This window comes from Rhizobium sp. KNZ14-9A (assembly GCF_056755015.1).
In genome coordinates this window covers 1,905,614-1,930,716 of sequence record NZ_JBPGXB010000002.1, presented here as the reverse complement: position 1 = coordinate 1,930,716, position 25,103 = coordinate 1,905,614, and the positions used below count along the sequence as shown (strand labels likewise).

Here is a 25,103-nt window from a genome sequence, read left to right as displayed (position 1 = left end):
TGTGGGCAGGTGGACAAGGCGAGGGGTGCTGGCCGGCATTTCGGCCGCAGCCGGTGTGGCGGCGGGGCGTTTTTTGCTTCAGCCGCAAAGCGATCCCGGACCAGCCTTTCCAGCGGAACTTCGCATTGAAGATGGCGCGACCATTCTCAATGATGCCGGAGAACTGACACCGACCCGGGTTGCGGCACATCTGACCGTCAAGAAGCCGCCGCAGGAGGCCATGATCGGCCGGTTGCGCGCGGCGCTCGCTGAAGCCGTCAAGGCAAACAGGCCCTTCATCGCCAGCGCCGCGCGCCATTCGATGGGCGGCCAGAGCCTTGTCGAGAATGGTACGGCACTGACGCTCGATCAGGATTGGCTGGAGGCAGATACAGCCGCCAAGACCTACCGTGTCGCTGCCGGCGCACGTTGGTCGACGATCATTTCCAAGCTCGATAGCATCGGCTTTTCGCCCGCCGTCATGCAGTCCAACAACGACTTCGGCGTTGCCAGCACCTTTTCGGTCAATGCCCATGGCTGGCCCGTTCCATTCAGTGCTTGCGGCAGCACCGTCCGTTCCATCAAGTTGATGACGGTGGATGGCAATCTGCTGACCTGCTCACGCACGGAGAATGCGGAGCTCTTCAACCATGCCATGGGCGGATACGGCCTTTTCGGTGTCATCACCGAGCTTGAGCTCGACATGGTGCCGAATGTGCTCCTGCAGCCTACCTTCGAGCATTTGGCGGGCGAGGATCTCGGACGGCGCTTTGCCGAAGTTCTGGCGAGCGATAGCGCGATCAACATGGCCTATGGTCGTATGGATGTTTCGCTCGATCGTTTCTTTGAAGAGGCGCTGCTGATCACCTATCGCGCCGTTCCGGACCAGACGAAAATACCTCCGGCCTCCGGTTCCGGTTTCATCAGCCATGTGTCTCGTGAAATCTTCCGGGCGCAGCTCGGTTGGGATACGGCCAAACATCTTCGCTGGTGGACCGAGGCTGTCATCAATCCATCGCTTGCGCCGCAGGCGACGCGCAACAGCTTGATGAACGAACCCGTCGTCACGCTCGATGACCGCGATCCGTCCCGCACGGATATCTTGCACGAATATTTCGTCTCACCGTCCCGCTTCGCTGATTTCGTTGCGGCCTGCCAGGATGTCATTCCGGCCTCTTATCAGCAGCTCCTCAACATCACACTGCGCTATGTCGATACCGATCGCGACAGTGTGTTGGCTTACGCTGGGGAACCCCGCATTGCCGCGGTCATGCTCTTCTCGCAGGAAAAGACGATGAGGGGCGAGGTTGACATGCAGCGCATGACGGAAACGCTGATCGAGCGCGTGCTCGCAATCGGCGGCAGCTATTATCTGCCGTATCGGCCGCATGCCCGATTGGATCAGTTTACCCGTGCCTATCCCCGCGCTGGCGAATTTGCAGCGGCCAAGCGCCGGCTGGATCCCGGCCTTACCTTCCGCAATCATTTCTGGGATCGCTATCTCGGAAGCCTCTAGGGAGATCATGATGTCCAGGCTTCGGCTGATTGCCGCGCTTTATACGGTGGCTCTGCTCTTTGCGGCCGCATTGAATTACATTCCGGGACTGACGGATGCGGAGGGGCGCGCATTTGGCATCTTTGCGCTCGATATCTATGACGACAGCCTGCACCTGGCCTCGGCTGCCTGGGCCGGCATCGCAGCCCTCCTGTCGGCCCGGGCGTCCCGAAGCTTTCTTTTCTATTTCGGCCTGCTCTATTTCAGCGATGGTCTGCTTGGACTGATCACCGGGTCGGGTTACCTTGATCTCGGCATCGTCAACTACGGCATTCAGGATCTTCCCTTTACGTTCAAAATCCTCGCCAACCTGCCGCATCTCTTTCTTGGCGGTGTGGGAATCGCATCCAGCTATATCTTCCGCCGCGAGGCCCCGTGATGCGGCGCATTCTGAAGATCATCGGCTGGCTGCTTGCAGTTCTCATCGTCGCCGTCCTGCTGCTGCTCAGCCCGGCTGCCTATGTCGAGACCTTCTGCCATGCCGATCCCGAACCCGACAGCTACAAGCCGCTGATATCGGATCCCGAATTCCGCCGGCAGGAGGCCAATACCTATCTCACCTATCCGGAGTGGCATATCGTCTATGCCTATGACGGCCTCGCCGAAACCCTGAAGACGGGCGACGAATATGGCTTCGATTATTTCTCCAGCGTGAAGGATTTCTGGGTCGCAGACTGTGCGCTGACCCGTATTGCCGATCGCCACGGCGGCGCCGACAGCGAGACGCGAATGATGATCGCGACCATCGGTGTGAGCTTCACGCTCGAAATGGGTCTCAAGGCGGCCTATGAGGAAACGATCGGCCGGATCTTTGCGCTCTGGCGCGGCAGCGAAAAGACGCCGCAGGATATCGTCGCCCGCGATATGGCGATCGATTATGCCGGCTTTCTGCGCCAGACCCCATGGTACAAATATCCGTTCCAGCCCTGGATCGACAGGCTTTGGGCCGCACCGGTGGAAGAGCCGGTACGTGGCTGGGAGCGCCGATTGGCGCTCGGCGGCGAGTGGCGTGCAAAGATCGCCTATGCCGGCATGATCGCCAGCGCTGTTGTCGCAACCGGTGAGGCGAAGCTGACGATCCGATCAGTCGTATCGGGCCTGCCGGCTACCACGCTTTCGGCAATTCCCGATGTATCGGTCATTTCGGAAACTGCCGATGGTGTGCTGATCGAAACGCCGCGCTACGACCGCTTCACCCACATCCTCGCGGAGATCGCCAAGGCAGGCGGTACAATCCGCGAGATTGCCGGCAATGACGAGATCATGGTGTCGCTGACCATGCCTTCAGGGATGGAGCAGGGCAATCTGCCCGGCGAGGTGATCGCGCGCCTGCCTCGCACCGGTTTTGACAGCGACCGCCTGCTTCTGTCGGTCAAGATGGCTGATCTCGCGTCTCTGCTCAAAGACCGGCCAATTGCCGATCCGGGCCTCGAACATATATTCGATTTCTGAAACATCGGACGGGTGGCTCGTTGATCAGGCGCTTGGTACGCAGGACAGGCACTGCGATTGCGGTCGTTGCCGCAGTCTTCGCGCTGTTTGCTGTGGTCTTCGCGGCAACGGGCGAAGCGCCGGCTGCCATGGTCTTTCCCGCTGGCAGCATCGAACCCGGCGCATTGCCCGAAGGTGTCTTCATCCTGCGATGGGGCAGGGGCTTTGCCGTCGTCACAAGCGAACGCAGTGACTATGTGCGTGCGCTCTATGGCAAGGGGGCTCTTCTTGTTCTGCCGCTGCGAAAGAGCGGCTGTCTGGCGCTGCGGCCCGCATCTTCGACATGAGAAAAGCCGGATGCAGAACATCCGGCTTGCATTCAAGCTTTGCGCTGGGGGCGCGCGCTTTAGAAAGCGCTATGCTTCTTGTTCATCGATTTCACTTCCTCGCTTTCACGGCGCAGCGCGGAAATCGTCGAAGTAACGGACACTATGAACATGATGCTGATGAGTGCTGTGAAAACTGTCAGGATCGTGAACATGGTGGCGTTCCTTTTTGTAGGGAGTTGCGTTCGCGCCCCTTAGTACTGGCCGAGCACGCTTACGGAGCGAGCCGAAGCGAACGGGCCATAGACCTTCGAGGTATCGACCTTCTGATTGTCATAGAGAGCGACTGTGGCAGTCAGCATGCCTGTAATCATTACCATCCAGAGCATGTTAATCATGGTGATCTTGCCAGGCATCTTAATTCCCTTCCTGCCGCGCTTCCGCATCTCGTATGTGTCGATCATTTGAACGCATCCGTCTTTAAAAGGTTCCCGCCGGATGTTGACGGGGGATTTACCAACCGTGATCTGAAGCGACCTTGAATGTCGCGTTCATCTGCCGTTCAGAATTCAAATCGATTAGAACGCATACGGCCAAGCTGTCGCATGATGGCCGCATGTTCATTGACCTCCGGCCGTACCCAGCCAAGCTGATGCCGATCTGCGAAGTAGCCGTAGAAGAGCTCCGCAAACATCGAAAAAATAACGGCTATGGCAATGAGGATGATCAGCATGATCGGGTCTTTCCGGGGAGTGACGCTGCCGGGACCGGCAGTTCTGTGTTGATGATCCAAGTAAAGCAGATCGCATCTGAGCGGGCCTTGAACGCCCCGTTCATTCATCGTTCAGACGCGTCGGGCGGCATGGCTAAATAACTTGCGGGAAACCGGCTTCCATGACAAAAGGCGTGAAAACAAACGGCCGGACGATATGACCACAGCTTTCTATCCGGGGTCCTTCGACCCGATCACCAATGGACACGTTGACGTGCTGGTCCAGGCGCTCAATGTCGCCGAGAAGGTGATCGTCGCGATCGGCATCCACCCTGGAAAGACACCGCTATTCTCCTTTGAGGAAAAGGCAGGGCTGATCCGCGCGTCGCTGGCCGAAGTGCTGCCGGAAAAGAGCGCGAATATCGACGTCGTTTCCTTCGACAATCTCGTCGTCGATGCCGCACGCAAGCATGGCACCAGCCTGCTGATCCGCGGTCTGCGTGACGGCACCGATCTTGATTATGAAATGCAGATGGCAGGCATGAACCGGCAGATGGCACCTGATATCCAGACCATCTTTCTGCCGGCAGGAACGGCCTCGCGGCCCATTACCGCCACATTGGTGCGCCAGATCGCGGCCATGGGCGGCGATGTCAGCGCCTTCGTGCCGGCGGCCGTCTTGCAAGCCCTGAAATCCAAGCGCAAAGCCTAGGCGGATACCGCCTCAATGGAGCCAACATGAAACTCTTTTATCTTGCATTTGTCGGCGTGCTCTATCTCGCTTCCTTCGCGGGCGACGCTTTTGCGCAGGCTGCCGATCACTATGTCACCATTCAGTTGAAGAGCGGCCCGGTCGTGATCCAGCTTCTGCCTGACGTCGCGCCGAAGCATGTGGCGCAGATCGAGGCGCTGGTGAAGAAGGGCGAATATGACAATGTCGCGTTCCACCGTGTCATCCCCGGCTTCATGGCCCAGACCGGCGACGTGAGGTATGGCAATATGGAAAAGAACTTCGATGCGAGCCAGGCCGGCACCGGCGGCTCCGACCTGCCTGACCTTCCGGCTGAATTCTCCAAGACGCCCTTTGTCCGTGGCACGGTCGGTATGGCGCGCGCCCAGGATCCGAATTCCGCCAACTCGCAGTTCTTCATCATGTTCGCGGACGGCTCCTTCCTGAATGGCCAGTACACGGTCGTCGGCAAGGTTGTCTCGGGCATGGAAAACGTCGACAAGATCAAGAAGGGCGAAGGCCAGAACGGCGAAGTCAGCAATCCCGACCGCATGATCAAGGTCACGCTAGGCAAGAAGTAAGTTCAAGACAAGAAGGAGAACGACAATGGCCGAGATCAAGGATCCGGAAAACACCATCATTCTGGAAACCACCAAGGGCAAGGTTGTCATCCAGCTTCTGCCGCAGGTCGCGCCCGAGCATGTAAAGCGCATCAAGGAACTCGCCCGCGAGAAGGCCTATGACGGTGTCGTTTTCCACCGCGTCATCGCCGATTTCATGGCGCAGACCGGCGACGTGCAGTTCGGCAAGAAGGGCGGAGAGAACTTCAACCCTGGTCGCGCCGGCATGGGCGGTTCCTCCAAGGACGATCTCAAGGCTGAATTCTCCGCGACGCCGCATGTCCGCGGCACCTGCTCGATGGCCCGTTCGCAGAGCCCGAACTCGGCCAACTCCCAGTTCTTCATCTGCTTCACCGATGCTCCGTGGCTGAACAAGCAGTATTCCGTCTGGGGCCAGGTCATCGAAGGTATGGACAATATCGACAAGATCAAGAAAGGCGAGCCCGTCTCCGATCCGGATTCGATCGTCTCCATGCGGGTTGCCGCCGACGTCTGATTGTGATTTCTGCAGGAACCCGCCCTTGCGCGAGAGCGCGGGGCGGGTTTCGCTTTGCCTGGAAGTACCTTGATGCGCGTAGACCTCTTCGATTTCGACCTGCCGGATGAACGCATAGCGCTGCGGCCCGCCGAGCCGCGCGATAGCGCGCGTCTGCTTGCCGTCGATCCGAATGCGCAGCCGGTTCTTTCCGATCACCACGTCTCCGACCTGCCGTCCTTCCTGCGGGCAGGCGACGCGCTGGTCTTCAACGATACCAAGGTCATTCCGGCCCAGCTCGAAGGCATTCGTCATCGCGAGGGCGCTGGCGGCCAGCAGGTTTCGGCGACGCTCCACATGCGCATCGGCGCCAGCAAGTGGAAAGCCTTCGCCAAGCCCGGCAAGCGTATCAAGGAAGGCGACCGTATCGCCTTCGGCCATGGCGGCGAAAGCTGCATGATCGGCTCGCTCGATGCGACCGTCGAGGAAAAGGGCGAGGCGGGTGAGGTGACGCTCGCATTCGATCTCTCCGGCCCTGCGCTGGACGAAGCGATTGCCAGCGTCGGCCATATTCCGCTGCCACCCTATATCGCCGCCAAGCGTCCGGAAGACGAACGTGACCGCGCCGATTACCAGACCATCTATGCGCGGGAGGAGGGCGCCGTCGCCGCCCCGACCGCCGGCCTGCATTTCACACCTGATCTGTTCGAGGCGCTCGACAAAGCCGGCATCGAACGGCATTTCGTGACGCTGCATGTTGGCGCCGGCACCTTCCTGCCGGTCAAGGCTGACGACACCGACGATCACAAGATGCATCTCGAAAGCGGCTATGTCAGCGCCGAGATCGCTGCGAGGCTGAATGCCGTGCGGCAAAGGGGCGGGCGCATCATTTGCGTCGGCACGACCTCGTTGCGGCTGATCGAGAGCGCTTCAGAGGAGAGCGGTGAGATCAAGCCCTGGGCCGGCGCGACCGGCATCTTCATTACGCCCGGCTACCGCTTCAAGGCGGTCGATATCCTGATGACGAACTTCCACCTGCCGCGCTCGACGCTCTTCATGCTGGTCTCGGCCTTTGCCGGTTTCGAGACCATGCATGCGGCCTATAAACATGCCATTTCGACAGGCTACCGCTTCTATTCCTACGGCGACGCGAGCCTTCTTTTCCGGAAAGACCGATGACGACTGAGAACTTCCAGTTCACCCTCAAGAAGACCGATGGCGGTGCCCGCCTCGGTGAAGTTTCCATGCCGCGCGGCACAATCCGCACGCCGGCCTTCATGCCGGTCGGTACGGTTGGCACGGTCAAGGCCATGTATCTCGACCAGGTGCGCGAGACGGGTGCCGATATCATCCTCGGCAATACCTATCACCTGATGCTGCGCCCGACGGCAGAGCGCGTCGCCCGCCTCGGCGGTCTGCACAAGCTCATCCGCTGGGAGCACCCGATCCTGACGGATTCCGGCGGCTTCCAGGTCATGTCGCTTTCCGGCTTGCGAAAGCTCGACGAGCAGGGTGTCACCTTCAAGTCGCATGTCGACGGGAGCCTGCATCATATGTCACCGGAGCGCTCCATCGAAATCCAGGGGCTGCTCGGCTCCGATATCCAGATGCAGCTCGATGAATGCGTGGCGCTGCCGGCCGAGCCCAAGGAAATCGAGCGTGCCATGGAGCTGTCGCTGCGCTGGGCCGGGCGCTGCAAGGTTGCCTTCGGCAACCAGCCGGGCAAGGCCATGTTCGGTATCGTCCAGGGTGGCGACGTGCCGGCCCTGCGTGTCCGCTCAGCCGAGGAACTCACCAAACTCGACCTCAAGGGCTACGCCGTCGGCGGTCTTGCGGTCGGCGAGCCGCAGGACGTCATGCTGAAGATGCTCGAAGAGACGCTTCCGGTCCTGCCAGGCGAAAAGCCGCGCTATCTGATGGGCGTCGGCACGCCCGATGACATCCTGAAATCCGTTGCACGCGGTATCGACATGTTCGACTGCGTGATGCCAACCCGCTCGGGCCGTCACGGTTTGGCCTTTACCCGCCGCGGCAAGGTCAATATCCGCAATGCCCGACACGCGGAAGACATGCGCCCGCTCGACGAACAATCGAACTGCCCGGCCACACGGGACTATTCGCGCGCCTACCTCCACCATCTCGTGCGTGCCAACGAGGCGCTCGGCGGCATGCTGCTCTCCTGGCACAATCTGAACTACTATCAGGAACTGATGCAGGGCATCCGCAAGGCGATTGCCGAAGGTCGTTTCGCCGATTTCATGGCGGAAACGATCGAGGAATGGGCGAGAGGCGATCTCGAGCCCGTCTGATCAAATGCCCTTGCTGTCGGCGTTAGGCACGATTTGCACGCCGTTGATCTTGAAGCTGCCGTCAGGCTGACGAGTAACCTGATAGATCGCCGTCCAATCCTTGCCGTCCCGGCCGGAAATCAGGACTTCCTGATAGATCATTGCGCCGTCGTCGATCGATCTGCTGCGCCCGAAGGCATAATTGCCGGGATGATAGACCGGCTCGTAGCTCTTCTTCACCATGGCGAAGAAGACATTCTTGTCGGGATACATGGCCTTGATGCCGGGCGCGGCGAAGGAATAGGCGGTATCCGCATCGTCCTTAAGGAATGCCCTGATCTGCTCCTCGATCATCGTCTGTGTTGTCTGCACGGGATCTTCGGCGCGGGCCGCCATGCCTGACATTACGGATACGGCACACAGAACCAGCACTGCGAAAAAAGCGCGCATGGGATCATCTCCGGCTATATCAGCAGAAGTGTAGGCTATTTTGCGCGCAAGGAAAGAGCCGGTCAGGACCAGCGGCGAAAGAGGGCGCTGGCATTCACGCCGCCGAAGCCGAAGCCGTTGGTGATCGCATATTCCATCGCCACCTTGCGGGCCACCTTGCCCACGAGATCGATGCCTTCGGCTGCCGGATCGGCTATCTCCAGGTTACGCGTCGGCGGGGCGATCTGATCGCGCAGCGCAAGGATCGTGAAGATGGCTTCAAGCCCGCCTGCAGCACCCAGAAGATGGCCAGTCGCCGACTTGGTGGCGCTGACGGCAATGCCGCCGTCGCGGCCGAAGACCGTACCGATTGCAGCGATCTCGCCCTTGTCGCCGACTGGTGTCGAGGTCGCATGGGCGTTGAGATGCGTGACCTCGGAAGCCGGGATCCTGGCCTGCCGTAAGGCTGCCTCCATCGCCCGGCGGGCGCCATCGCCATCTTCCGGCCCTGCCGTCATGTGATAGGCGTCGGCGGCCGTGCCATAGCCGACGAGTTCGGCAAGCGGCCTCGCGCCGCGCGCCAGCGCATGCTCAAGCGTTTCGATGACGAGAATGCCGGCCCCTTCGCCCATCACGAAGCCGTCGCGGGCCGTATCGAAAGGACGCGAGGCAAGTTCGGGCCTGTCGTTGAAACCGCTCGAGAGCGCACGGGCTGCGGCAAAGCCGCCAAGACTAACCTTGTCGATGCAGGCTTCCGAGCCGCCGCAGATGGCGACATCCGCCTCGCCGGACCGGATCAGGCGCGCTGCATCGCCGATTGCCTGAACGCTTGCCGCGCAGGCCGTTACCGGCGCCCCAAGCGGCCCCTTGAAGCCGTAGCGGATGCTGACCTGACCGGCCGCCAGATTGACGAGGAAGGAAGGCACGGTGAAGGGCGAGAGCCGCCGCACGCCGCGCGTCTCAGCCGTGCGTACCGCATCCGCAATCGCCGGAAAGCCGCCGACGCCGGAGGCGATGATCGTCGCCGTCCGCTCGCGCGCATCGACGCCCTCAGGCATCCAGCCGGCCTGGCGCACAGCTTCGTCTGTTGCCGCCATCGCGAACTGGATGAAGCGGTCCATCTTCTTCTGGTCCTTGGGCGGAACGGCACGATCGGGATCGAAACCCGCTTCGGCATCCTCCTCGATGGAGGGAACGACCCCGCCGACCTTGGCGGCGAGATCGCCGACCACATTCTCTGGCAGCACGCGCAGGCCGGAGCCGCCCGCGACGAGCCGATTCCATGCCGTCTCGACGCCGACACCAAGTGGCGAAACAAGTCCCATGCCGGTGACAACAATGCGTTCCATGGATTTGTCCTTTCTAAAGCAATTCCGGCAAAAGTGCGCAGCGGTTTTGCGTTCCGAATTGCGTAAAAACAAAGAGATAAAGCATTCCCGTGCCTCGCAGAAAAATGGAAATGCTCTAGGCGTCAATGCCGAGGTAATAAGCGCGCATGCGGGCGATCCGTTCGCGGTCGCCTTCATCAGCGGCCGGTCCCGGCAGCAGGCAGGTGTTTTCGGGTTTCAGTTCTTCGCCGCTGGCTGCATCCACCAGCACGGGCTGGCGCTCCTCGCCGGAAGCGGCGTTGCCGAGCAGGAAGGCAAGATCCTCTTGCGGAGCGTGCCGACGTCCCCATGAAAACAGGGCCATCAGAACGGGGAAGAAATCACGTCCCTTGGCGGTCAGCACATATTCGTAGCGGGCAGGGCGCTCGTTGTAGAGACGCTTCTCGAACAGTCCTTCATCGATCAGATGCGCGAGTCGCCGCGTCAGGATGTTCGGCGCAACGCCGAGGCTCTTTTGAAATTCGTCGAACCGCGTCAGCCCGTGAAAGGCGTCGCGAAGGATCATCATGCTCCACCAGTCACCGACGCTGTCGAGCGCGCGGGCGGCCGGGCATTTGAAATTGGCGAAACTCGTTCGTTGCATGATGCAAGTCACTACAGAAGTAACTTGCATGATGCAAGCCACTTGCGATGCGCAAGTAACTTGTCAGGCGTTGTCTCGCTCGAAGATCCGAGCCAGAAGAATGCCGGTTACAAGAACGCCCGCTGCGACAAAAACCGTATCGCCCGGTGTGCCGATATAAAGCGGCCCGATATTGGCAAAGAGCAGGAAGGCGACGAGAAAATTGAACCAGCCCCAAATGACATTGGTGACTGGCGAGCTGAGCTTCGCCCCTTGCAGGCGGACGAAAGGTGTGCGGAAAGGCCGGCCGCTGACGCCATTAACGAAATGAGGCACGCCATTGGTCAGGAATGAAGCGGCGATAAAGTGAATGATGTAGGCGGTCCAGGGCAATGGTCTCTCCGCTCGGCTGATGGCTCTGCGGACAATGTTGTGCAGGGCCGGCAAAGGACAAGAAAAAGGGGCTCCGGAAAGGAGCCCCTATAGGACCGCCGCTTGAAGACATGAGGTTCCGATTTTAGAGGAACAGGAAATCGTCGTGATGAAGCGCCGCCAGATTGGAAAGCGTCGCGATCTGTACGGCCGCGCCAAGCCCGCTGCCGTCCGCATCGTAGTAAAGCTTTCCGGTCGTCTGGTCGTAGATCAGGCGGTCGTTCGAATCCAAAGCCTTTGTGCCCAGCACGAAATTTCCGGCGGAAAAATCCGCTGCGTCGATGGCTGTGAAAACCTCGTGGTCGAGCACGATCTTGTCACCGGCGCTTTCCGAGAAGTCCTCGATCCTGTCGACGTTGTTGTAAGCGCTGGGTTTGAAGTCGAAGACGAAATGGTCGGCTCCAGCTCCGCCGTTCAGGATATCGTTGCCTTTGCCGCCGATGAGCTGGTCGTTTCCTGCACCGCCCGACAGCGTGTTGCCTGCAATGTTGCCGGTCAGCACGTTGTTTTCGCCGTTACCCGTGGCATTGATCGCTGACGAGCCTGTGAGCGTCAGATTTTCGACTGTTCCGAGAACATTCTCCAGAGACAAGGATATGGACGCATTGACGGTGTCGTTGCCATCACCGCCTGTTTCGTCAACGATGTCGCCTGCCGAATCCACTTTGTACGTGTCGTTGCCGAGGCCGCCTATCATTCGGTCTTCGCCTCTGCCGCCATCGAAGTTGTTGTTGCCGGAATTGCCCGTGAGAACGTTGTTCATGACGTTGCCGGTCGCATTGATGTTAGCGACACCCAACAGGGTCAGGTTCTCGACAGTTCCCGTCACATGATCCTTGTCCATCAGACTGAGCGAGACATAGGACTTGATGGTATCCTTGCCGGAGCCGCCAGCTTCGATCACCACATCATAGATGTTGTCGACGATATAGGTGTCGTCGCCCCCTCCGCCCTTCATGCTGTCTGCGCCCGCGCCGCCGTCCAGCACGTTGGCTCCGTAATTGCCGACGAGAATGTTGGCGAGTTGATTGCCAGTCGCGTTGATGTTGGCGTTGCCGGTCAGTGTCAGGTTCTCGATGGCGCCGATCGCATGGGCGGTATCCGCCAGGCTGAAGCTGATCGACGATTGGACGGTATCGGTTCCGCCGCCGCGGCTTTCATCGACGATGTCAGTCGGGGAGGTGACCGTAAAGGTGTCGTCTCCGGTGCCGCCATAGATGTGGCCGGGTTCCAGCGCTGCGCCGGCACTTGCTGCTATGTTGATAATGATGGGATGGTCGACGACATCCACATTGAGGGAGGATATGTTGCTAAAGCTTTTGACGGGTGTATTGCCTGTCAGCGGATCGTAGACCTGCACCGTCCCGAAAGCTCCGCCGAGATTGACGGTGACACTGGTCGCCGCTGCCTGGATTGCCTTGTCGGTCGTCTGGTTCCAGATATCAGGCTCATTCCAGATGATGATCTGGTAGCTTCCGTCGGATTTCTCCGTCAGATAGCTGCGCGCGGTGGAGGGTAGCCCGTTGATGGTGTAATTGAGCGCTCCCGGATTGAAAGTCGCCTGCGCCGCGCCGTCATCCTCGAGAATTTCCGTCAGGTTATGGATCGCCATTGCTGCCGGCTTCGGCGTATAATCCAGGCGAAAGAGCCCGAAATGCTTTTCCTGGTCGGCGCCTCCCGGATCGGAATAGGCATCGAGAAGCTGGTAGATGAAGGTCCCCTCCGATCCGAGAAAGGCGCCGTCCATCAGTGTATTGAGAAGCAGTTTTGCCTGCGTCGTCTCGTCGACGCCTTCCCATCCGCCGTTGGTATCGGCGGTCAGCGACGTGTGATAGCCGATCTCGGTGATGGTGAGCGGTTTGCCGGGATCGGCCCGCATCTGGTCGCCGGATTCACGCGAGAGCCAGGAGAAGGGCTGGTCGCCCTCTTTCGCATAGGTGTGGATCGTCGTGTAATCGTTGGAAGAGGCAACCGTGTAACCGGTGAAGCCGAGAACCGGAATGTCCTTCAACAGCGGATCGGCATTCACCGCGTTAAACAGATCCTTTTGGTAGGCAAGCGCCGCAGCCTCTCCCGACAGCCCCTTGTAGGCGACCGGCCAGTTATTGACCTCGTTCGGGCCTTCGATACCGACGATCGAACCGGGATGCGCTTCCACAAAGGCATGCAGTCGCTGGACAACGGTAGCGGGGGTGTCATCCCGCCCGGAGACGAAAACGAATTTGACACCGGCATCTGCCGCATCCCCAAGGTGGCCCTGACCGTAGGGGTCGGAGGCAGGGGTGGGCGCGTGATCGCGAACTGTGTCGAGGCCGAGATAGCCCAGGGCTTTAACAACTTCCGCGATATTGGAATATTTCCCGTCGGTATAGTCGATATGTGTATCAATTCCGAATGAATCGATAACGTCATTAATTCTAGTGGCTTGGGCCATTTCATCCTCCTCGCCTGGAAGCAGAAAACATTACTTCGATTGGATAGTGATTCGCTCAAAAGTAGGGCCTGATTCACAGTAGAATCCGCCAAAGTTATGATCGCGTTAACTATATTGTATTGCTCGCAATATGATTGTGATGCGATGCGTCGGCGGGGATCCGATATTATGCGGACCTGGGCATCTTGCTGTTCAGCGTGTCAGGAGAGGATCTCGCTGCCGAAGCGAGAAGGCGTAGTCGCCGAGGCGACGATGGCCACGCGCGCGATATCGACCAGCTAACGCTTGGCCAGAAAGTCGATATCCGTTTCAGCGCCTTCGACCAGAGGACGACACCGGAAGTGTGGGCAAAGTCTTGTCGATTTCGCCCGATGTAGTGAACGAACAGTGCAGCGGCGTTGATTGTCATCCGGCGCGCGAAAGTGCCGGGGAGGCGCGGCCGATCGCGTTTCCATAAAGGAGTGCCGGGGCATTGCAGCCCCGGCAGATCGTATCGATGAATCAGGCCGCCTTGGCAATTGCACCATGCGGGTCGAGAACAAACTTTGTCGCCGCACCCTGGTCAAAGCTCTCATAACCTTGGGCGGCATCTTCAAGTGAAATCACCTTCGCATTGACGATGTCGGCAATCGGCAGGCGGTCATGCAAAATCGCCTGCATCAGCTGGCGGTTATATTTGAGCACCGGAGTCTGGCCGGTATGGAACGACTGCGCCTTCGCCCAGCCGAGACCGAAGCGCAGAGAGAGGCTTCCCTGCTTGGCCGCATTGTCCACGGCGCCCGGATCTTCCGTGACATAGAGGCCGGGAATGCCGATGGAGCCGGCGGCGCGGGTGATCTCCATCATCTGGTTCAGCACGATCGCCGGCTGTTCGCCGCCGGAATGCCCACGCGCTTCGAAGCCGACTGCATCAATGGCGCTATCCACTTCATTGGTGCCGACCACCTGCGCGATCATATCTCCGAGCCGGTCGCTCTTCGAGAGATCGATGGCCTCGAAGCCAACTCGGCTGGCATGGGCGAGGCGGTCCTTGTTGAAGTCGCCGATCATGACGACGGCCGCACCGAGGATACGGGCGGATGCCGCCGCTGCAAGGCCGACAGGGCCGGCACCTGCGATATAGACGGTCGAACCGACGCCGACGCCGGCTCTGACCGCGCCGTGGAACCCGGTCGGCAGGATGTCGGAGAGCATGGTGAGATCACGGATCTTGGCCATCGCCTTGTCGCGGTCGGGGAATTTCAAGAGATTGAAATCGGCATAGGGGACAGTGACGTAACGAGCCTGGCCGCCGATCCAGCCGCCCATGTCGACATAGCCATAGGCGCCACCGGCCCGCGACGGATTAACCGTCAGGCAGACGCCGGTATCCTGTGATTTGCAGCAGCGGCAGCGCCCGCAGGCCACGTTGAAAGGTACGGAGACGATGTCCCCGACATCGAGCATTTCGACATCGATGCCTTTTTCGATGATCTCGCCGGTGATCTCATGTCCAAGCACGAGGCCCGGCATCGCTGTGGTGCGGCCGCGGACCATGTGCTGGTCCGAACCGCAGATATTGGTGGAGATGACTTTCAGGATGACGCCATGTTCGATACGACGGCCATCCGGCGCCTCGAGTTTCGGATCGTCGATGTCGCGGACTTCCACTTTTCCGGGCCGCAAATAGACGACGCCACGGTTCTTGCTCATTTCCGTCTCCTCCGTTTAAATCAAGGCAACGCGCCAGCAGCTCCTCCCGCAGCGGTTGCCAGTTACAGAGTAGACCACAAAGATCCCAGTGCCGTCCCGAAAGCGACGCTTTGCGGGCGGAAACCAGCAAAACCGGACCAAAGCGCCGCTCGCGCCGGTGCGGTCCGGCCACCCGCCTTAGCGGTCTCGGAGGCAGGTGGCCTTTCCCCGGCAGGTGGGGTGTCTCCTGCCGAGGCGCCGCGTTAGCACCGCCCTGACCGATGCGATATCAAAACAGCCGCTCCCTTTTGACGCGGCTTCCGCTATAGTTGCAGAAACAGAACCTGGGGGCGATCATGACGCAACGCGGCCGTGCTTTCGCAGACATCGTCTACACTATTCTTGTTGTAGAGAGAGCCTATCCGGTGAATGTCGTCGCCGCCGCCCTGGGGATGAATTACGCGGCCTTCCACTCGCGCCTGATCAGCAGAACCTGTTTTTCCGCTGACGAAATCCAGAATCTGCTGGAAGTCGTGCCCGATCCACGCCTCGCATCCTATCTCCTCGAGGGAAGTATCTTTGTTGCAGCGGAACGCTCTTCCGGTGTGGAACAGGCCGAGCCTGTCGCGTCACTGCAGAGAGGTGCGACGCGAGTGGTCGTCGAGGCGACGGACGTGCTCGAACTGGTGGATGCCGCACTTGCCGGAGGCGGAATGGATCATCGCAAGCAGCGCCTGGTGCTCAAGGAGATCGAGGAGGCGGAGAGGGCGCTCGCATCCCTTCGCCTCGGCCTGAAGGGAACTTACGTCGGGCAGTCCTTACGCATCAGCAAGAGATAGCCTTCGCCCTCCTCCTCAAGCGCAAGCATCGCTTCGATGACCGAAAGACGCGTCTCCTCCAGAAAGGATTTCCAGGCGCCGCTGGCCGTGGCAAGCTGCCGGTCAACAGAAAGAAGACGAAGCTTCAAAAGGTTCTTCTCGCGCACAATGCGCGCATATTCCTGAATGGGATGAGAATGATCGGATGCCATGCGAAGACCGGTGAATTCGTTTGGGCATCTAGCCAGCTGCGTGCAGCTCCGCCATCAAAACGATCTCGACGTTTTTACGCAGGCAATCCCGCTCGGCATTGTCAGGCATTAAGCGGTGTGGATGAAACAAAATCGCAAGCGGATCCCGAAGCACACGGCCACCGTCGGGATCCGGTTTTTGAGGCACTCTGTGCCTATCGTACCGCTGCCGGCAGCACCTCGAATTTCCAGAATTTATCCGGACGGAAATAGGTCGTGGCAAATTGACGGATATCCTCGGCGGTGACTTTGCCGTAGCCGCTGAGATTGTCGCGTATCCGTTCCAGACGGCGAGGGTCCGTTTGAGCGCCGTTCAGATATTGCACCCAATATTCGTTACTCTGCTGCTGATGCTTCAATGTTTCGATGATCGGAGCCCGAGCCCTGACCAGTTCGTCCGGCGAAACATCGTTTGACCTGAGATCATTGGCGATCTTGTCCACGAGCGCATAGAAATTCTCGACTTTGTCCGGTTTCGTCTCGACATAGAGATAGGCGTAGCCATAGCCAGGAATGTCCCACGACAGGTCCATGGCGCCCTGCGGACTGTAGGCCGCGCCTTCGGCAATTCGGAACTGGTCGATCAGCCTGTTTTCGAAGACCTGGCCGGCAACATTGGCGACAAAGCCCCGCTGCATATCCGAGAGCATGTCGCCAACGGGGGCAGCGACGATCGCCGCGGCATTATCGCCCCGCCCGTTATGGGTCCGCATGACGGGTTTTTCGGTGGGTGCGGGGAAATGCACATCGTTTGCAATATTGTCCGTTGTCGCGTCAGGGCGAGCCGGCAAAGCCCCGAAGGTTTCAGCCGTCAGGCGGATTGCTTCGTCCGCCATTATGTCGCCGACAATGGTGATATCGATCGGACCTGCGGAAATTTGCGGCCGGAACAGCGCTTCGAAATCTTCCAGCTTCGTGGCGGACAATTGCGCCCGGTCCGGGAAGGTCCAGCGTGGGTCGCTGGAATGCACGAGGCCTGCGAAATCGCGGCCGATGACGGCCCCTGGCGTCGCCTCATACTGATCGAGGTTGTTCAAATAGGCTTGCCGGACGCGCTTGAAAACTTCCGGCCGGTACGTGGGATCGGAAGTGTAGGCGGCCATGATCTGCAGTTGCGTCGCAAGATCCCCTGTCTGCGTCTGGCCGGTGAACTGGAAGGAGCTGTCGTCCACCGAGAAGTCGATGCCGGCGATTTTGGCGGCCAGCGCTTTCTGTAAATCCGGATAATCCATGGCCCTGGTGCCCGACAAGGCGACGGCCGGCGATGCCCAGATCGCCAGGGGATGGTCGTTCGGCAGTCCCAGCCGGCCGCGACCGATATCCTCGCGTACCAGCACTTCGTTGGCGCGCAACTCGGTCGGCTTGATTGTCAGCCGCACGCCGTTGGCAAAGCGCACCATGGTCAGCCCGAGATCCTCGACGACGCGACGTTCGACGACAGCACTAGGTTCACCGAAATGGGTATAGGGCCAGACGACGGCTGCCGCGGTGGACGGCGCGGTGACCGGAACGGCAAGGGAGGTGTCATATGCCTGCCTGATGTCGCTGGCGCCGCCCTGTTGCGCTTGCGCAGTCTGCAGGACGAGCTGCGGGCCATTGCCGGAGAAGACATGCGCGACAACCTCGTTGACCTCGGCCGCTGTCAGGCCCTTGGTGATCGTCTCGAACATCGAGAGATCGTCCGCGGGTGAGGTGAAGACCTCATTGTCATCGACGCTGCTCGCCAGCATGGAAGCGATGTCGGTGCTCGTGCGCGTCTGAGCACCGGCGGCGGCCGCTTCAAGGAGAGAGCGATATTCGACGATTTCCCGATCGAGCTCGGCCTGCTCGGCGCCGAATTGTTGGAAACGGCGCTGCTCCTGATCGATGGCCGCGAGTGCCTGCTGCCATTTGTCCGTCTCGGAATTTGCCGTGACGACAACAATATGGGCCGAGTCGAAAAGATCCTGAGAGCCGACGGCGGCGCTGATGAAGGGTGCATTGGCCCTGTTGGCCATGGCGCCCAGTCGACGTTTGAGTACCAGGAGACCGAGATCTTCGACCAGTTGCTGGCGACGCTTGGCGAAAGTGTCAGGCGAAGCATCATAGGGCCGCGTCCAGGCGATCTGGACATTCGTTGTGCCGCCCGGAACCGTGATGACCTCGGCGCTTTCGCCTTTCGGCTTCAGCGTGCCGAGATCGGGCTTTTGCGGGGCAGGGGCGGCGACCTTCCAGTCGCCGAAGCGCTGCCTGATTTCGATTTCCATGGCTGTTGGATCGACATCGCCTACCACGATCAGTGTGGCGCGATCGGGCCGATAGTTCACGTGGTAAAAATCGCGCAGCAGATCGACCGGCGCATTCCTGATGATGTCGACCTTGCCGATCGGCGCGCGCATCGTCACGCGCTGGCCGGCGAGCATGGAATTCGTGACGCCGATCGCCGCGCGATATTGCGGCGTGTCACGCAGCCGCTCTTCCGACAGGATGACGCCGCGCTCGCGGTCGAAGGCGCCGGCGTCGAGCGTCAGTTCGCTCGCCGTCTCGCGCACCAGCATCAGGCCGGTTGAAAGCGTGTCCGCATCGACCTCGGGAAGATCGAGCGCATAGACGGTCTCGTCATAGGATGTGTTGGCGTTGGTATCAGGCCCAAAGGCTAGGCCCTTGCGCTGCAGGATGCGGATCATCTCGTCCTGGGCGACATGCGTCGAGCCTTTGAAGGCCATATGTTCGAGGAAATGCGCCAACCCCTGCTGATCATCCCTCTCGTCGAGCGAGCCGGCGCCGATCCGGAAACGGATGGCCGCCTGTCCCGGTGGCGTGGCATTGCGCATGATCGCAAATCGCATGCCGTTTTCGAGCGTGCCGAAGCGTATGCCGGGTTCGGCCCGCAGGTCGCTGATCATCTGCGGCCACGGCGCGGATGGATTTTCTGCATGGGCTGCCGACCCCAAGGCGACGGCTGCAGCAAGCGCGGCTGCAGCCAGGAGCTGAGAAAAGATATGGATTTTCATATGTGTAAAGGGCATTTCGTCCAGGTGGTGGGCAGGAAGAGGGCGTAACGTCAGCACGGACTATCGAACAGGCTTTGCTTCGCATCAATGTCTATTTTGAGACAGGCTCGTGCCAACGACCGCTCTCCCTCGATGATCAGGAATGCATCGATCGGCCCTGACCGGGACTGGGTCGCGATCCAGACGTAGCCCTCGCCATACTGCGTTGCAATGTAGATGGGTGACTTTGCATTCGAAGCCGACACCCTCATCGCAATCAGTCCCATCCGCAATCTCCCAGGTCATTAAAACCCGGGGAGAGTGACATTCTTACTTTGCAGAAACAGGACACTTCAACTTTGCGGCTACACATGATGTCAAAGCTGATTAGTACTGCGCCATTGTCAGCCAGTTAGAAACGCGACACTGGCTCTGATGATCAGCCCCCGATCCGGCCGGCTGGGCCGGGTTGAAAGGGCGGAGCGGGGGCGGGTGAGGGGCACCCCTTCGGCTTTAGCTTTCTCAGTGGCAATTGTTCCGTCGCCGGCCGATACTCCCGCGCACCTGCATGGGGCGGGGTAGGGATCAAAGTCGCGCGATGCTTCCGGAAATAAAGCTGCAGGGTGACGTCGATGTCGCCGCGCTGTCACCACTTCTTCGCGGCATGCTTCTGTCCGTTGCCTATGCTGACGGTGAGGGTGGCATAGGATTGACGGCGACCGGCGCCATGAACCGCAAATTCGTACATTGGGCCGCTGTGAACTTCCTCTGGCCCGACTTCACAGCCGAAGACCTCTACAGCATGAACAAAGTGCTGAACGAAAGCGACATGCCGCCGCTCTGGGTCGTGCGCGACATGACCCGCCATCTGAAGCTGCTTCGCCGGAAAAAGGATGTGCTGCTGCCAACCAGACGCGGCCGGGAGTTTCTGGTGAATCCGCAAGCCTTCTTCGATCTGGTCGCCACGGATTACCTCTATTCGTATGTCCATGCCACCGAGCGGGAAGCGCAGGTGCAAGCGCGCCTACGCTGGTGGCGCATGTTCCTCAATCTTCTCAACATCAAGGCGAGAGAAGGCTGCACGCCATTGGACGTCCTGAAGACCCTCTATCCAGACATGGCACCTCTGTCCGCTACCGAAATGACCCTGGAAGCCTGGGAGCTCAAATCCGATCTCCAATATGGCGTCCTGCGACGCCTGTGCTGGCTGGGCCTGCTTTATGAGGCACGAGAAGGGCTCACGCTTCTTCAAGACGGAGCCTTCCACAAGACGCCGCTTTGGTCCGCCTGCCTGCAATTGGAGTCAGATACGCAGAGCGATATCGGCGTGCATTGACGCCCTTTATTCCGCAGCCGGCTGCCTCAATAACGCTTTCTCCCGCCGTTCGATCACCAGCGGATCGTTCATGTAATCCGTTCTCGGCTTGCGTCCACGCTTCTGGTAGCCGTTCCCCGTGCTGCCATCGCGAATGCCGAACATATGGTCCGTCTGCCCAGTTCGCCGTGGTCCGCCCTTGCTGCGCTGCTGCTCCCGCCCAGCCTGCAGCTCGGCGACAACAGACAGCATGTCGTCCAGCCGCTTGTTATCGACGACCTCGGCGCGATGCACGGAGCGTAACGTGTCAAAGGTTCTGTAGGGCAGGGCAAAGCTCTCGTGCATGATCTCGAGACGCCCGTCCGGATAGTCGCAGACAACAACCCTCTTACCCGCCAGAGACCTGGAAAGATCAGTCGGATCGAGAATGAACAAGACCTTGTCGTAACGCAGCGTCAGGGCCTGCGACAGCGTGCGGACCTCCTTGCGGCACATGGCGCCGTCGAGGTTCTCGTGATCGGCCAACGGCCGGTGCATGTCCTTCGGATTACGCGGCTGCTTGCCAAAACGCGCGTTGAAATCCGTAATGAACTCAGGCACATAGGCGTTGGCTTCCTTGATCGTGTCAATGCCGCGAAGCCGCAACTCCTTGACCAGCCGATCCTGCAATGTCTGATTGGCGCGCTCCACCCGGCCTTTGGCCTGCGGGGTATTGGCACAGATAATGTCGATGTTCAGCTCATAAAGCGCTCGACCGAACTGTGTCAGGCCGCTCGTCCGGTCTTTCTCAGACGCATGCGTACTGCGGAAAACGCCATGCTTGTCACTGTAGAACGCTAGCGGCTTGCCCCATTGCTGCAGATAGGCCTTCGTCGCGTGCAGATAGTCAAATGTGTTCTCCGATCCGGCAAACCGTAGATGCAGCAGCTTGCCAGTCGCGTCATCGATATAGACGAGCAGGGCGCATTTGGGACCACGGTTCTCGAACCACCTGTGATGCGAACCGTCAATCTGCACCAGTTCGCCAAAGCAATCACGTCGGCCGCGTGGCTGGAAAACCCGCTTCTTGCGTTCTCTGCGTGAGACCCAGATGCCGGCCTCGGTCATCCATTGCCGCAATGTCTCCTTAGCTACCGAGATCTGGTGTAGCTCGATCAGTTTCTCACGCGCCAGCGTCGGACCGAAATCCAGATAGCGTTCGCGGATCAGGTCCAGCGCCGCATTGCGAAACTCATCGCTATGGCGCCGGTTGCTCGGCCGTGATCGCTTCTTGGAAACAAGCCCGGCCGGACCATCCCGGTCATAGGCCTGCAGCAGCCGATGGACCTGACTTCGACTGAGGTCGAGCCGTTCGGCAGCCTGGACAACGCTCAAGCGTTCGTCACGGATCTTCTGGATGAGTTCGAGGCGATGCAATTCTTTCTGCGACATAGTGATCAAACAGGACATGACGACTCCGACCGCTCATGGTCTCGACCAGGCTGAAGATCGTCATCCTTGCTCCCGACATTGGCATTGACCAGTCGTCGAGAGGCGAGACTGTCGCATCTCTAACTGGCCCAACTGTCGCATTACTAAATAGCCACTACACATGAGGATCGCATAAGATAGATTATGGAACTGAAGTCGCACCCAAATCGCACCCATTACTGTGCCGCCTGCATCTCCGGCTGTGGCCACCGCTGCAGCGCTTCCCGTCCGGCATCCGTCAAGCCGTAGACGCCTCTGTCCAGTCGTTCGAACCAGCCATAGACATTGGACAGCAGGATCTTGCCGGCCTCCGGTACACCGGATCTGATGTCACGCACGCGCAGTGGCCCTGATGCCAGCGCCGCAGCACAGCCGAGCGCCTGCTGGCGATATGCCGTCATGAGCGGCGTGCGCGTGCTGCCGCCGAGCGCCGGGTCGCCGCGGCGTTTCTGGTGCTCGCGCATCAGCCGCGACCGGCGCTTCGGATTGGTCCGCGGCATGGGCGATACGGAACCGACGATGATGCTGACGTCGCCGGCATCCGAGATACCGAGCATGCCGATGCCGAGCCTGCGGCAGAGATCGCGGTAGCGCTTATCGGCTTCCCGGCCTTTACCCCTGGCGGAGACCCGCGCCGCGATCCAGACTTCGTCAGAGGCGGCCGCGCGATCGACGGCCTGCAGGATGAGCTCGAGATTGAAGCTCAGCTTCAGCTCGCAGACTACCACCACAGGCGGATCGCTGTCGCTCAGGCCAACCAGATCGCAGCCGCCGACTTCGCCCTTGACGACATAACCTGCCTTTTCGAGAAAGCCTTTGACGGGCAGATAAAGCGACGTTTCCATGGGCCTGCGGATCGAAGAAAGAATTGTTCCATAATCTACATCGATCCGTTGATACGGGACACCGCATCGATCGCCATCAGCTAGATTACGCTACATGGCCGTGGATGGCCATTAATGCATCCCTTCTCAGGTTGACGGAAAACCCTCAAGACGCTAGCACGCTCGAAGCATATCCCGGGGGTAATTCGATATGGATATTTTCACAGCGGCCGGTTTGACGGCCTTGCTGCAGGTCATTGCTATCGACCTTGTTCTCGCCGGCGACAACGCCGTCGTCATCGGCCTTGCTGCTGCCGGCCTGGAAGCCACGCAGCGCCGCAAGGCAATCCTTGTCGGCATTCTGGCGGCAACGGTGCTTCGCATCCTGTTCGCCTCTGTCGCAGTCTATCTTCTGGCGATCGTCGGCCTTCTGCTGGCCGGTGGCCTGCTGCTTCTCTGGGTCTGCTGGAAGATGTGGCGTGAGCTGCGTGCCGGCCATGGCGAGGAACATGCGGCCGAAGCTGGCGCAGCTGCGCCGAGGAAGACCTTCTTCCAGGCTGCGACACAGATCGTCATCGCCGACGTTTCCATGTCGCTGGACAATGTTCTTGCCGTTGCCGGTGCCGCTCGCGAACATCCGAGCGTGCTGGTGCTAGGCCTCGGTCTTTCCATTGCGCTGATGGGCATCGCCGCGAACTTTATCGCCCGCCTGCTCAACAAACATCGCTGGATCGCCTATGTCGGCCTGTTGATCATTCTCTATGTCGCGCTCGACATGATCCATCGCGGATACCTCGAGGTTGCTCCATTTATCGGCAGCTAAACCTCGACTTCGAAGCTCATCTGGTCGAACGCCGGCACCACATGGTCCGGCGTTTGCGCCATGACTACATCATAGTCGAGCGGCGTGTGCATATGCGTCAGGATCGCCCGCTTCGGTCTTAGCCGCTCGATCCAGTCCAGTGACTGTTCCAGCGAGAGATGGCTGGGATGATAGGCATATTGCAGGGCGTCGATGATCAGCATGTCGAGGTTCTGCAGCCTCTCCACCGTCTGCGGCGGGAAGTCGCTGATATCGCTGCAATAGGCCACATCGCCGATGCGGAAACCGAGCGAATGGATGTCACCATGCTGCTGCAGATGCGGCATGAAGGCGATCGTTCCGCCTGGCCCGTGGATTTCAACGGGCTTTTCCAGATCATCGATCACGATGGGCAGTACGATTGGCGGATAATTGCTGCCCGGCGGCGTCTCCAGGCAGTAGCCGAAGGCTTCCCGCAGCCGGCTCATCGTAAACTGGTCGGCGAAGATCGGCACGCGCCGGCGGGTATTGTGAAAATAACCACGCAGATCGTCGATGCCGTGGATATGGTCCGCATGCGGATGGGTGTAGAGGACCGCGTCGACATGGTCGACTCCTGCCCTGATCATCTGCTCGCGAAAATCCGGCCCCGTATCGATGACGACGGTCGTTGCAGCGCCATCATCAGAAAACTGCTGCACCATAAAGGCGGCGCGTGTTCTTCTGTTCTTTGGATTGTCCGGATTGCAGGCGCCCCAGTCGCCGGTGATGCGTGGCACGCCGGGTGACGACGAACAGCCGAGAATGGTGAACCGCTGCCGTCGTGCCACGCCGCTAGATCCTCGGCATCTTCGAAAACAGCCTGAAAGCATTGTCGGTGGTGATCCGCGCGACCTCCTCGTAAGGGAGGCCGATCGTATCGGCCAGCACCTCGGCCGTATTCACCACGTAAGATGGCTCGTTACGCTTGCCGCGCCAGCGCTTCGGAGCCAGATACGGCGCATCCGTTTCGACGAGCAACCGGTCGTACGGAATGGTCTTGGCGATGTCGCGCAGCTCTTCCGACTTCGGGAAAGTGAGAATACCCGAAAAGGAGATGTAGCCGCCGAGCTCGACGCCAGTCTTCGCCAGGTCCGGGCCGGCCGAGAAGCAATGCAGGATGAAGGGGAAGGCCCCCTTCCCTGTTTCCTCGGTCAGGATCGCAGCCATGTCGGCATCAGCGCTGCGGCTATGGATGACGAGCGGAAGCTGCGTTTCCCGTGCCGCGGCAATGTGGCGGCGAAAGCCGGTCTGCTGGTCTTCGGGCTTTTGCGTATCGTAGAAATAATCGAGACCGGCCTCGCCGATCGCGACGACCTTCTGATGGGCATTCGCGAGCCGTACCAGATCTTCCGTCTGGATATCCAGTTCGTCACCCGCATTGTTGGGATGCGTGCCGACCGAGCAGAAGACGGAGGGATATTTTTCAGTGATGGCGAGCAGCCCGTCGAGCTTGCGCACGCGGGTGCAGATCGTCACCATCTGCGCCACGCCGGACGCATGGGCGCGCACCACTACTTCGTCGCGTTCCGCCTCGAAATCGGCAAAGTCCAGATGGCAATGCGTATCGACCAGCACGG

Annotated in this window: 29 protein-coding genes; 13 read left to right on the top strand and 16 right to left on the bottom strand. The window is 59.8% G+C overall.

Annotation, left to right across the window (positions count from 1 at the left end):
* Position 1 precedes the first annotated feature (1 nt).
* From ACR9ZQ_RS16090 to ACR9ZQ_RS16075, 4 genes are read left to right on the top strand one after another with little or no spacing between them, the layout of a single operon-like run.
* Positions 2–1,495: an FAD-binding protein gene (locus ACR9ZQ_RS16090; protein WP_481428276.1), complete on the top strand. Its 1,494-nt coding sequence runs from the start codon at positions 2–4 to the stop codon at positions 1,493–1,495.
* A 10-nt stretch (positions 1,496–1,505) separates the two neighbouring features.
* Positions 1,506–1,913 (top strand): hypothetical protein, encoded by a 408-nt coding sequence (locus ACR9ZQ_RS16085; RefSeq protein WP_405049787.1) that lies wholly within the window; start codon positions 1,506–1,508, stop codon positions 1,911–1,913.
* A complete protein-coding gene (locus ACR9ZQ_RS16080; protein ID WP_481428275.1) occupies positions 1,913–2,986 on the top strand; it encodes a hypothetical protein in 1,074 nt (357 codons plus the stop codon). The genes ACR9ZQ_RS16085 and ACR9ZQ_RS16080 overlap by 1 nt, the downstream gene beginning before the upstream one ends.
* Positions 2,987–3,018: 32 nt before the next feature.
* Complete coding sequence (locus tag ACR9ZQ_RS16075; protein ID WP_481428274.1) at positions 3,019–3,312, top strand: hypothetical protein; 294 nt, start codon at positions 3,019–3,021, stop codon at positions 3,310–3,312.
* Between the two features lie 59 nt (positions 3,313–3,371).
* On the opposite strand, the gene ACR9ZQ_RS16070 is transcribed toward ACR9ZQ_RS16075, so the two are convergent.
* The 3 genes from ACR9ZQ_RS16070 to ACR9ZQ_RS16060 all read right to left on the bottom strand — a co-directional run bounded on the left by ACR9ZQ_RS16070 (position 3,372) and on the right by ACR9ZQ_RS16060 (position 4,024).
* On the bottom strand, positions 3,372–3,506 hold the full coding sequence (locus ACR9ZQ_RS16070; protein WP_007811987.1) for a hypothetical protein: 135 nt from the start codon (positions 3,504–3,506) through the stop codon (positions 3,372–3,374).
* A gap of 39 nt (positions 3,507–3,545) precedes the next feature.
* Positions 3,546–3,755, bottom strand: a complete 210-nt coding sequence (locus tag ACR9ZQ_RS16065; protein ID WP_310389680.1) for a hypothetical protein — start codon at positions 3,753–3,755, stop codon at positions 3,546–3,548.
* A gap of 98 nt (positions 3,756–3,853) precedes the next feature.
* A complete protein-coding gene (locus ACR9ZQ_RS16060; protein ID WP_481428273.1) occupies positions 3,854–4,024 on the bottom strand; it encodes a hypothetical protein in 171 nt (56 codons plus the stop codon).
* 196 nt (positions 4,025–4,220) lie between these two features.
* Here ACR9ZQ_RS16060 and coaD point away from each other — a divergent pair, with 196 nt between their 5' ends.
* The 5 genes from coaD to tgt all read left to right on the top strand — a co-directional run bounded on the left by coaD (position 4,221) and on the right by tgt (position 8,137).
* Positions 4,221–4,715, top strand: coding sequence for a pantetheine-phosphate adenylyltransferase (gene coaD, locus ACR9ZQ_RS16055; protein ID WP_113183313.1), 495 nt, complete (start codon positions 4,221–4,223; stop codon positions 4,713–4,715).
* 26 nt (positions 4,716–4,741) lie between these two features.
* The gene (locus ACR9ZQ_RS16050; RefSeq protein WP_481428272.1) at positions 4,742–5,314 is read left to right on the top strand and encodes a peptidylprolyl isomerase; all 573 of its coding nucleotides are present in this window, start codon (positions 4,742–4,744) and stop codon (positions 5,312–5,314) included.
* Positions 5,315–5,339: 25 nt separating this feature from the next.
* Positions 5,340–5,849, top strand: coding sequence for a peptidylprolyl isomerase (locus tag ACR9ZQ_RS16045; protein WP_037106039.1), 510 nt, complete (start codon positions 5,340–5,342; stop codon positions 5,847–5,849).
* A gap of 72 nt (positions 5,850–5,921) precedes the next feature.
* The gene (queA, locus tag ACR9ZQ_RS16040) at positions 5,922–7,007 is read left to right on the top strand and encodes a tRNA preQ1(34) S-adenosylmethionine ribosyltransferase-isomerase QueA (protein ID WP_310389657.1); all 1,086 of its coding nucleotides are present in this window, start codon (positions 5,922–5,924) and stop codon (positions 7,005–7,007) included.
* Complete coding sequence (gene tgt / locus ACR9ZQ_RS16035; protein WP_310389659.1) at positions 7,004–8,137, top strand: tRNA guanosine(34) transglycosylase Tgt; 1,134 nt, start codon at positions 7,004–7,006, stop codon at positions 8,135–8,137. Before queA ends, tgt begins: the two co-directional genes overlap by 4 nt.
* Here the strand turns inward: tgt and ACR9ZQ_RS16030 are convergent, their stop codons facing one another.
* The 5 genes from ACR9ZQ_RS16030 to ACR9ZQ_RS16010 all read right to left on the bottom strand — a co-directional run bounded on the left by ACR9ZQ_RS16030 (position 8,138) and on the right by ACR9ZQ_RS16010 (position 13,361).
* Positions 8,138–8,566 (bottom strand): DUF4864 domain-containing protein, encoded by a 429-nt coding sequence (locus tag ACR9ZQ_RS16030; RefSeq protein WP_310389661.1) that lies wholly within the window; start codon positions 8,564–8,566, stop codon positions 8,138–8,140. It lies immediately after the preceding gene.
* 62 nt (positions 8,567–8,628) lie between these two features.
* Positions 8,629–9,894, bottom strand: a complete 1,266-nt coding sequence (gene fabF, locus ACR9ZQ_RS16025) for a beta-ketoacyl-ACP synthase II (RefSeq protein ID WP_310389663.1) — start codon at positions 9,892–9,894, stop codon at positions 8,629–8,631.
* A gap of 115 nt (positions 9,895–10,009) precedes the next feature.
* A complete protein-coding gene (locus ACR9ZQ_RS16020; protein WP_310389665.1) occupies positions 10,010–10,516 on the bottom strand; it encodes a winged helix-turn-helix transcriptional regulator in 507 nt (168 codons plus the stop codon).
* Positions 10,517–10,579: 63 nt separating this feature from the next.
* Positions 10,580–10,888 carry a hypothetical protein gene (locus ACR9ZQ_RS16015; protein WP_481428271.1) on the bottom strand — a complete coding sequence of 103 codons (309 nt, stop codon included), beginning with the start codon at positions 10,886–10,888 and terminating at the stop codon, positions 10,580–10,582.
* Positions 10,889–11,012: 124 nt separating this feature from the next.
* Positions 11,013–13,361 (bottom strand): calcium-binding protein, encoded by a 2,349-nt coding sequence (locus ACR9ZQ_RS16010; RefSeq protein WP_481428270.1) that lies wholly within the window; start codon positions 13,359–13,361, stop codon positions 11,013–11,015.
* Between the two features lie 197 nt (positions 13,362–13,558).
* Between ACR9ZQ_RS16010 and ACR9ZQ_RS16005 the strand changes: the two genes are divergently transcribed.
* Positions 13,559–13,738: a beta-barrel domain-containing protein gene (locus ACR9ZQ_RS16005; RefSeq protein ID WP_481429329.1), complete on the top strand. Its 180-nt coding sequence runs from the start codon at positions 13,559–13,561 to the stop codon at positions 13,736–13,738.
* A 124-nt stretch (positions 13,739–13,862) separates the two neighbouring features.
* Here ACR9ZQ_RS16005 and fdhA read toward each other — a convergent pair whose 3' ends face one another.
* Positions 13,863–15,053: a formaldehyde dehydrogenase, glutathione-independent gene (fdhA, locus tag ACR9ZQ_RS16000; protein ID WP_310388037.1), complete on the bottom strand. Its 1,191-nt coding sequence runs from the start codon at positions 15,051–15,053 to the stop codon at positions 13,863–13,865.
* A 335-nt stretch (positions 15,054–15,388) separates the two neighbouring features.
* Here fdhA and ACR9ZQ_RS15995 point away from each other — a divergent pair, with 335 nt between their 5' ends.
* Complete coding sequence (locus ACR9ZQ_RS15995; protein ID WP_310388039.1) at positions 15,389–15,871, top strand: phage regulatory CII family protein; 483 nt, start codon at positions 15,389–15,391, stop codon at positions 15,869–15,871.
* Here ACR9ZQ_RS15995 and ACR9ZQ_RS15990 read toward each other — a convergent pair.
* The 3 genes from ACR9ZQ_RS15990 to ACR9ZQ_RS15980 all read right to left on the bottom strand — a co-directional run bounded on the left by ACR9ZQ_RS15990 (position 15,835) and on the right by ACR9ZQ_RS15980 (position 19,360).
* A complete protein-coding gene (locus tag ACR9ZQ_RS15990; RefSeq protein WP_310388041.1) occupies positions 15,835–16,062 on the bottom strand; it encodes a hypothetical protein in 228 nt (75 codons plus the stop codon). The genes ACR9ZQ_RS15995 and ACR9ZQ_RS15990 overlap by 37 nt on opposite strands.
* A gap of 194 nt (positions 16,063–16,256) precedes the next feature.
* Positions 16,257–19,094 (bottom strand): M16 family metallopeptidase, encoded by a 2,838-nt coding sequence (locus ACR9ZQ_RS15985; RefSeq protein ID WP_310388042.1) that lies wholly within the window; start codon positions 19,092–19,094, stop codon positions 16,257–16,259.
* Positions 19,095–19,144: 50 nt separating this feature from the next.
* Positions 19,145–19,360: a hypothetical protein gene (locus tag ACR9ZQ_RS15980; protein ID WP_310388044.1), complete on the bottom strand. Its 216-nt coding sequence runs from the start codon at positions 19,358–19,360 to the stop codon at positions 19,145–19,147.
* Positions 19,361–19,671: 311 nt separating this feature from the next.
* Here ACR9ZQ_RS15980 and ACR9ZQ_RS15975 point away from each other — a divergent pair, with 311 nt between their 5' ends.
* Positions 19,672–20,409: a hypothetical protein gene (locus ACR9ZQ_RS15975; RefSeq protein WP_477921599.1), complete on the top strand. Its 738-nt coding sequence runs from the start codon at positions 19,672–19,674 to the stop codon at positions 20,407–20,409.
* 6 nt (positions 20,410–20,415) lie between these two features.
* Here the strand turns inward: ACR9ZQ_RS15975 and ACR9ZQ_RS15970 are convergent, their stop codons facing one another.
* Positions 20,416–21,837 (bottom strand): ISNCY family transposase, encoded by a 1,422-nt coding sequence (locus ACR9ZQ_RS15970; RefSeq protein ID WP_477921601.1) that lies wholly within the window; start codon positions 21,835–21,837, stop codon positions 20,416–20,418.
* Between the two features lie 197 nt (positions 21,838–22,034).
* Complete coding sequence (locus ACR9ZQ_RS15965) at positions 22,035–22,703, bottom strand: DUF2161 domain-containing phosphodiesterase (protein ID WP_481428269.1); 669 nt, start codon at positions 22,701–22,703, stop codon at positions 22,035–22,037.
* A gap of 190 nt (positions 22,704–22,893) precedes the next feature.
* On the opposite strand from ACR9ZQ_RS15965, the gene ACR9ZQ_RS15960 reads away from it, so the two are divergent.
* On the top strand, positions 22,894–23,505 hold the full coding sequence (locus ACR9ZQ_RS15960; RefSeq protein WP_007816503.1) for a TerC family protein: 612 nt from the start codon (positions 22,894–22,896) through the stop codon (positions 23,503–23,505).
* Here the strand turns inward: ACR9ZQ_RS15960 and ACR9ZQ_RS15955 are convergent.
* Positions 23,502–24,314 carry an MBL fold metallo-hydrolase gene (locus ACR9ZQ_RS15955; RefSeq protein ID WP_481428268.1) on the bottom strand — a complete coding sequence of 271 codons (813 nt, stop codon included), beginning with the start codon at positions 24,312–24,314 and terminating at the stop codon, positions 23,502–23,504. The two genes, ACR9ZQ_RS15960 and ACR9ZQ_RS15955, sit on opposite strands and share 4 nt — an antisense overlap.
* 4 nt (positions 24,315–24,318) lie before the next feature.
* Positions 24,319–25,101, bottom strand: a complete 783-nt coding sequence (locus ACR9ZQ_RS15950) for a TatD family hydrolase (protein WP_481428267.1) — start codon at positions 25,099–25,101, stop codon at positions 24,319–24,321.
* Positions 25,102–25,103: the final 2 nt, after the last annotated feature.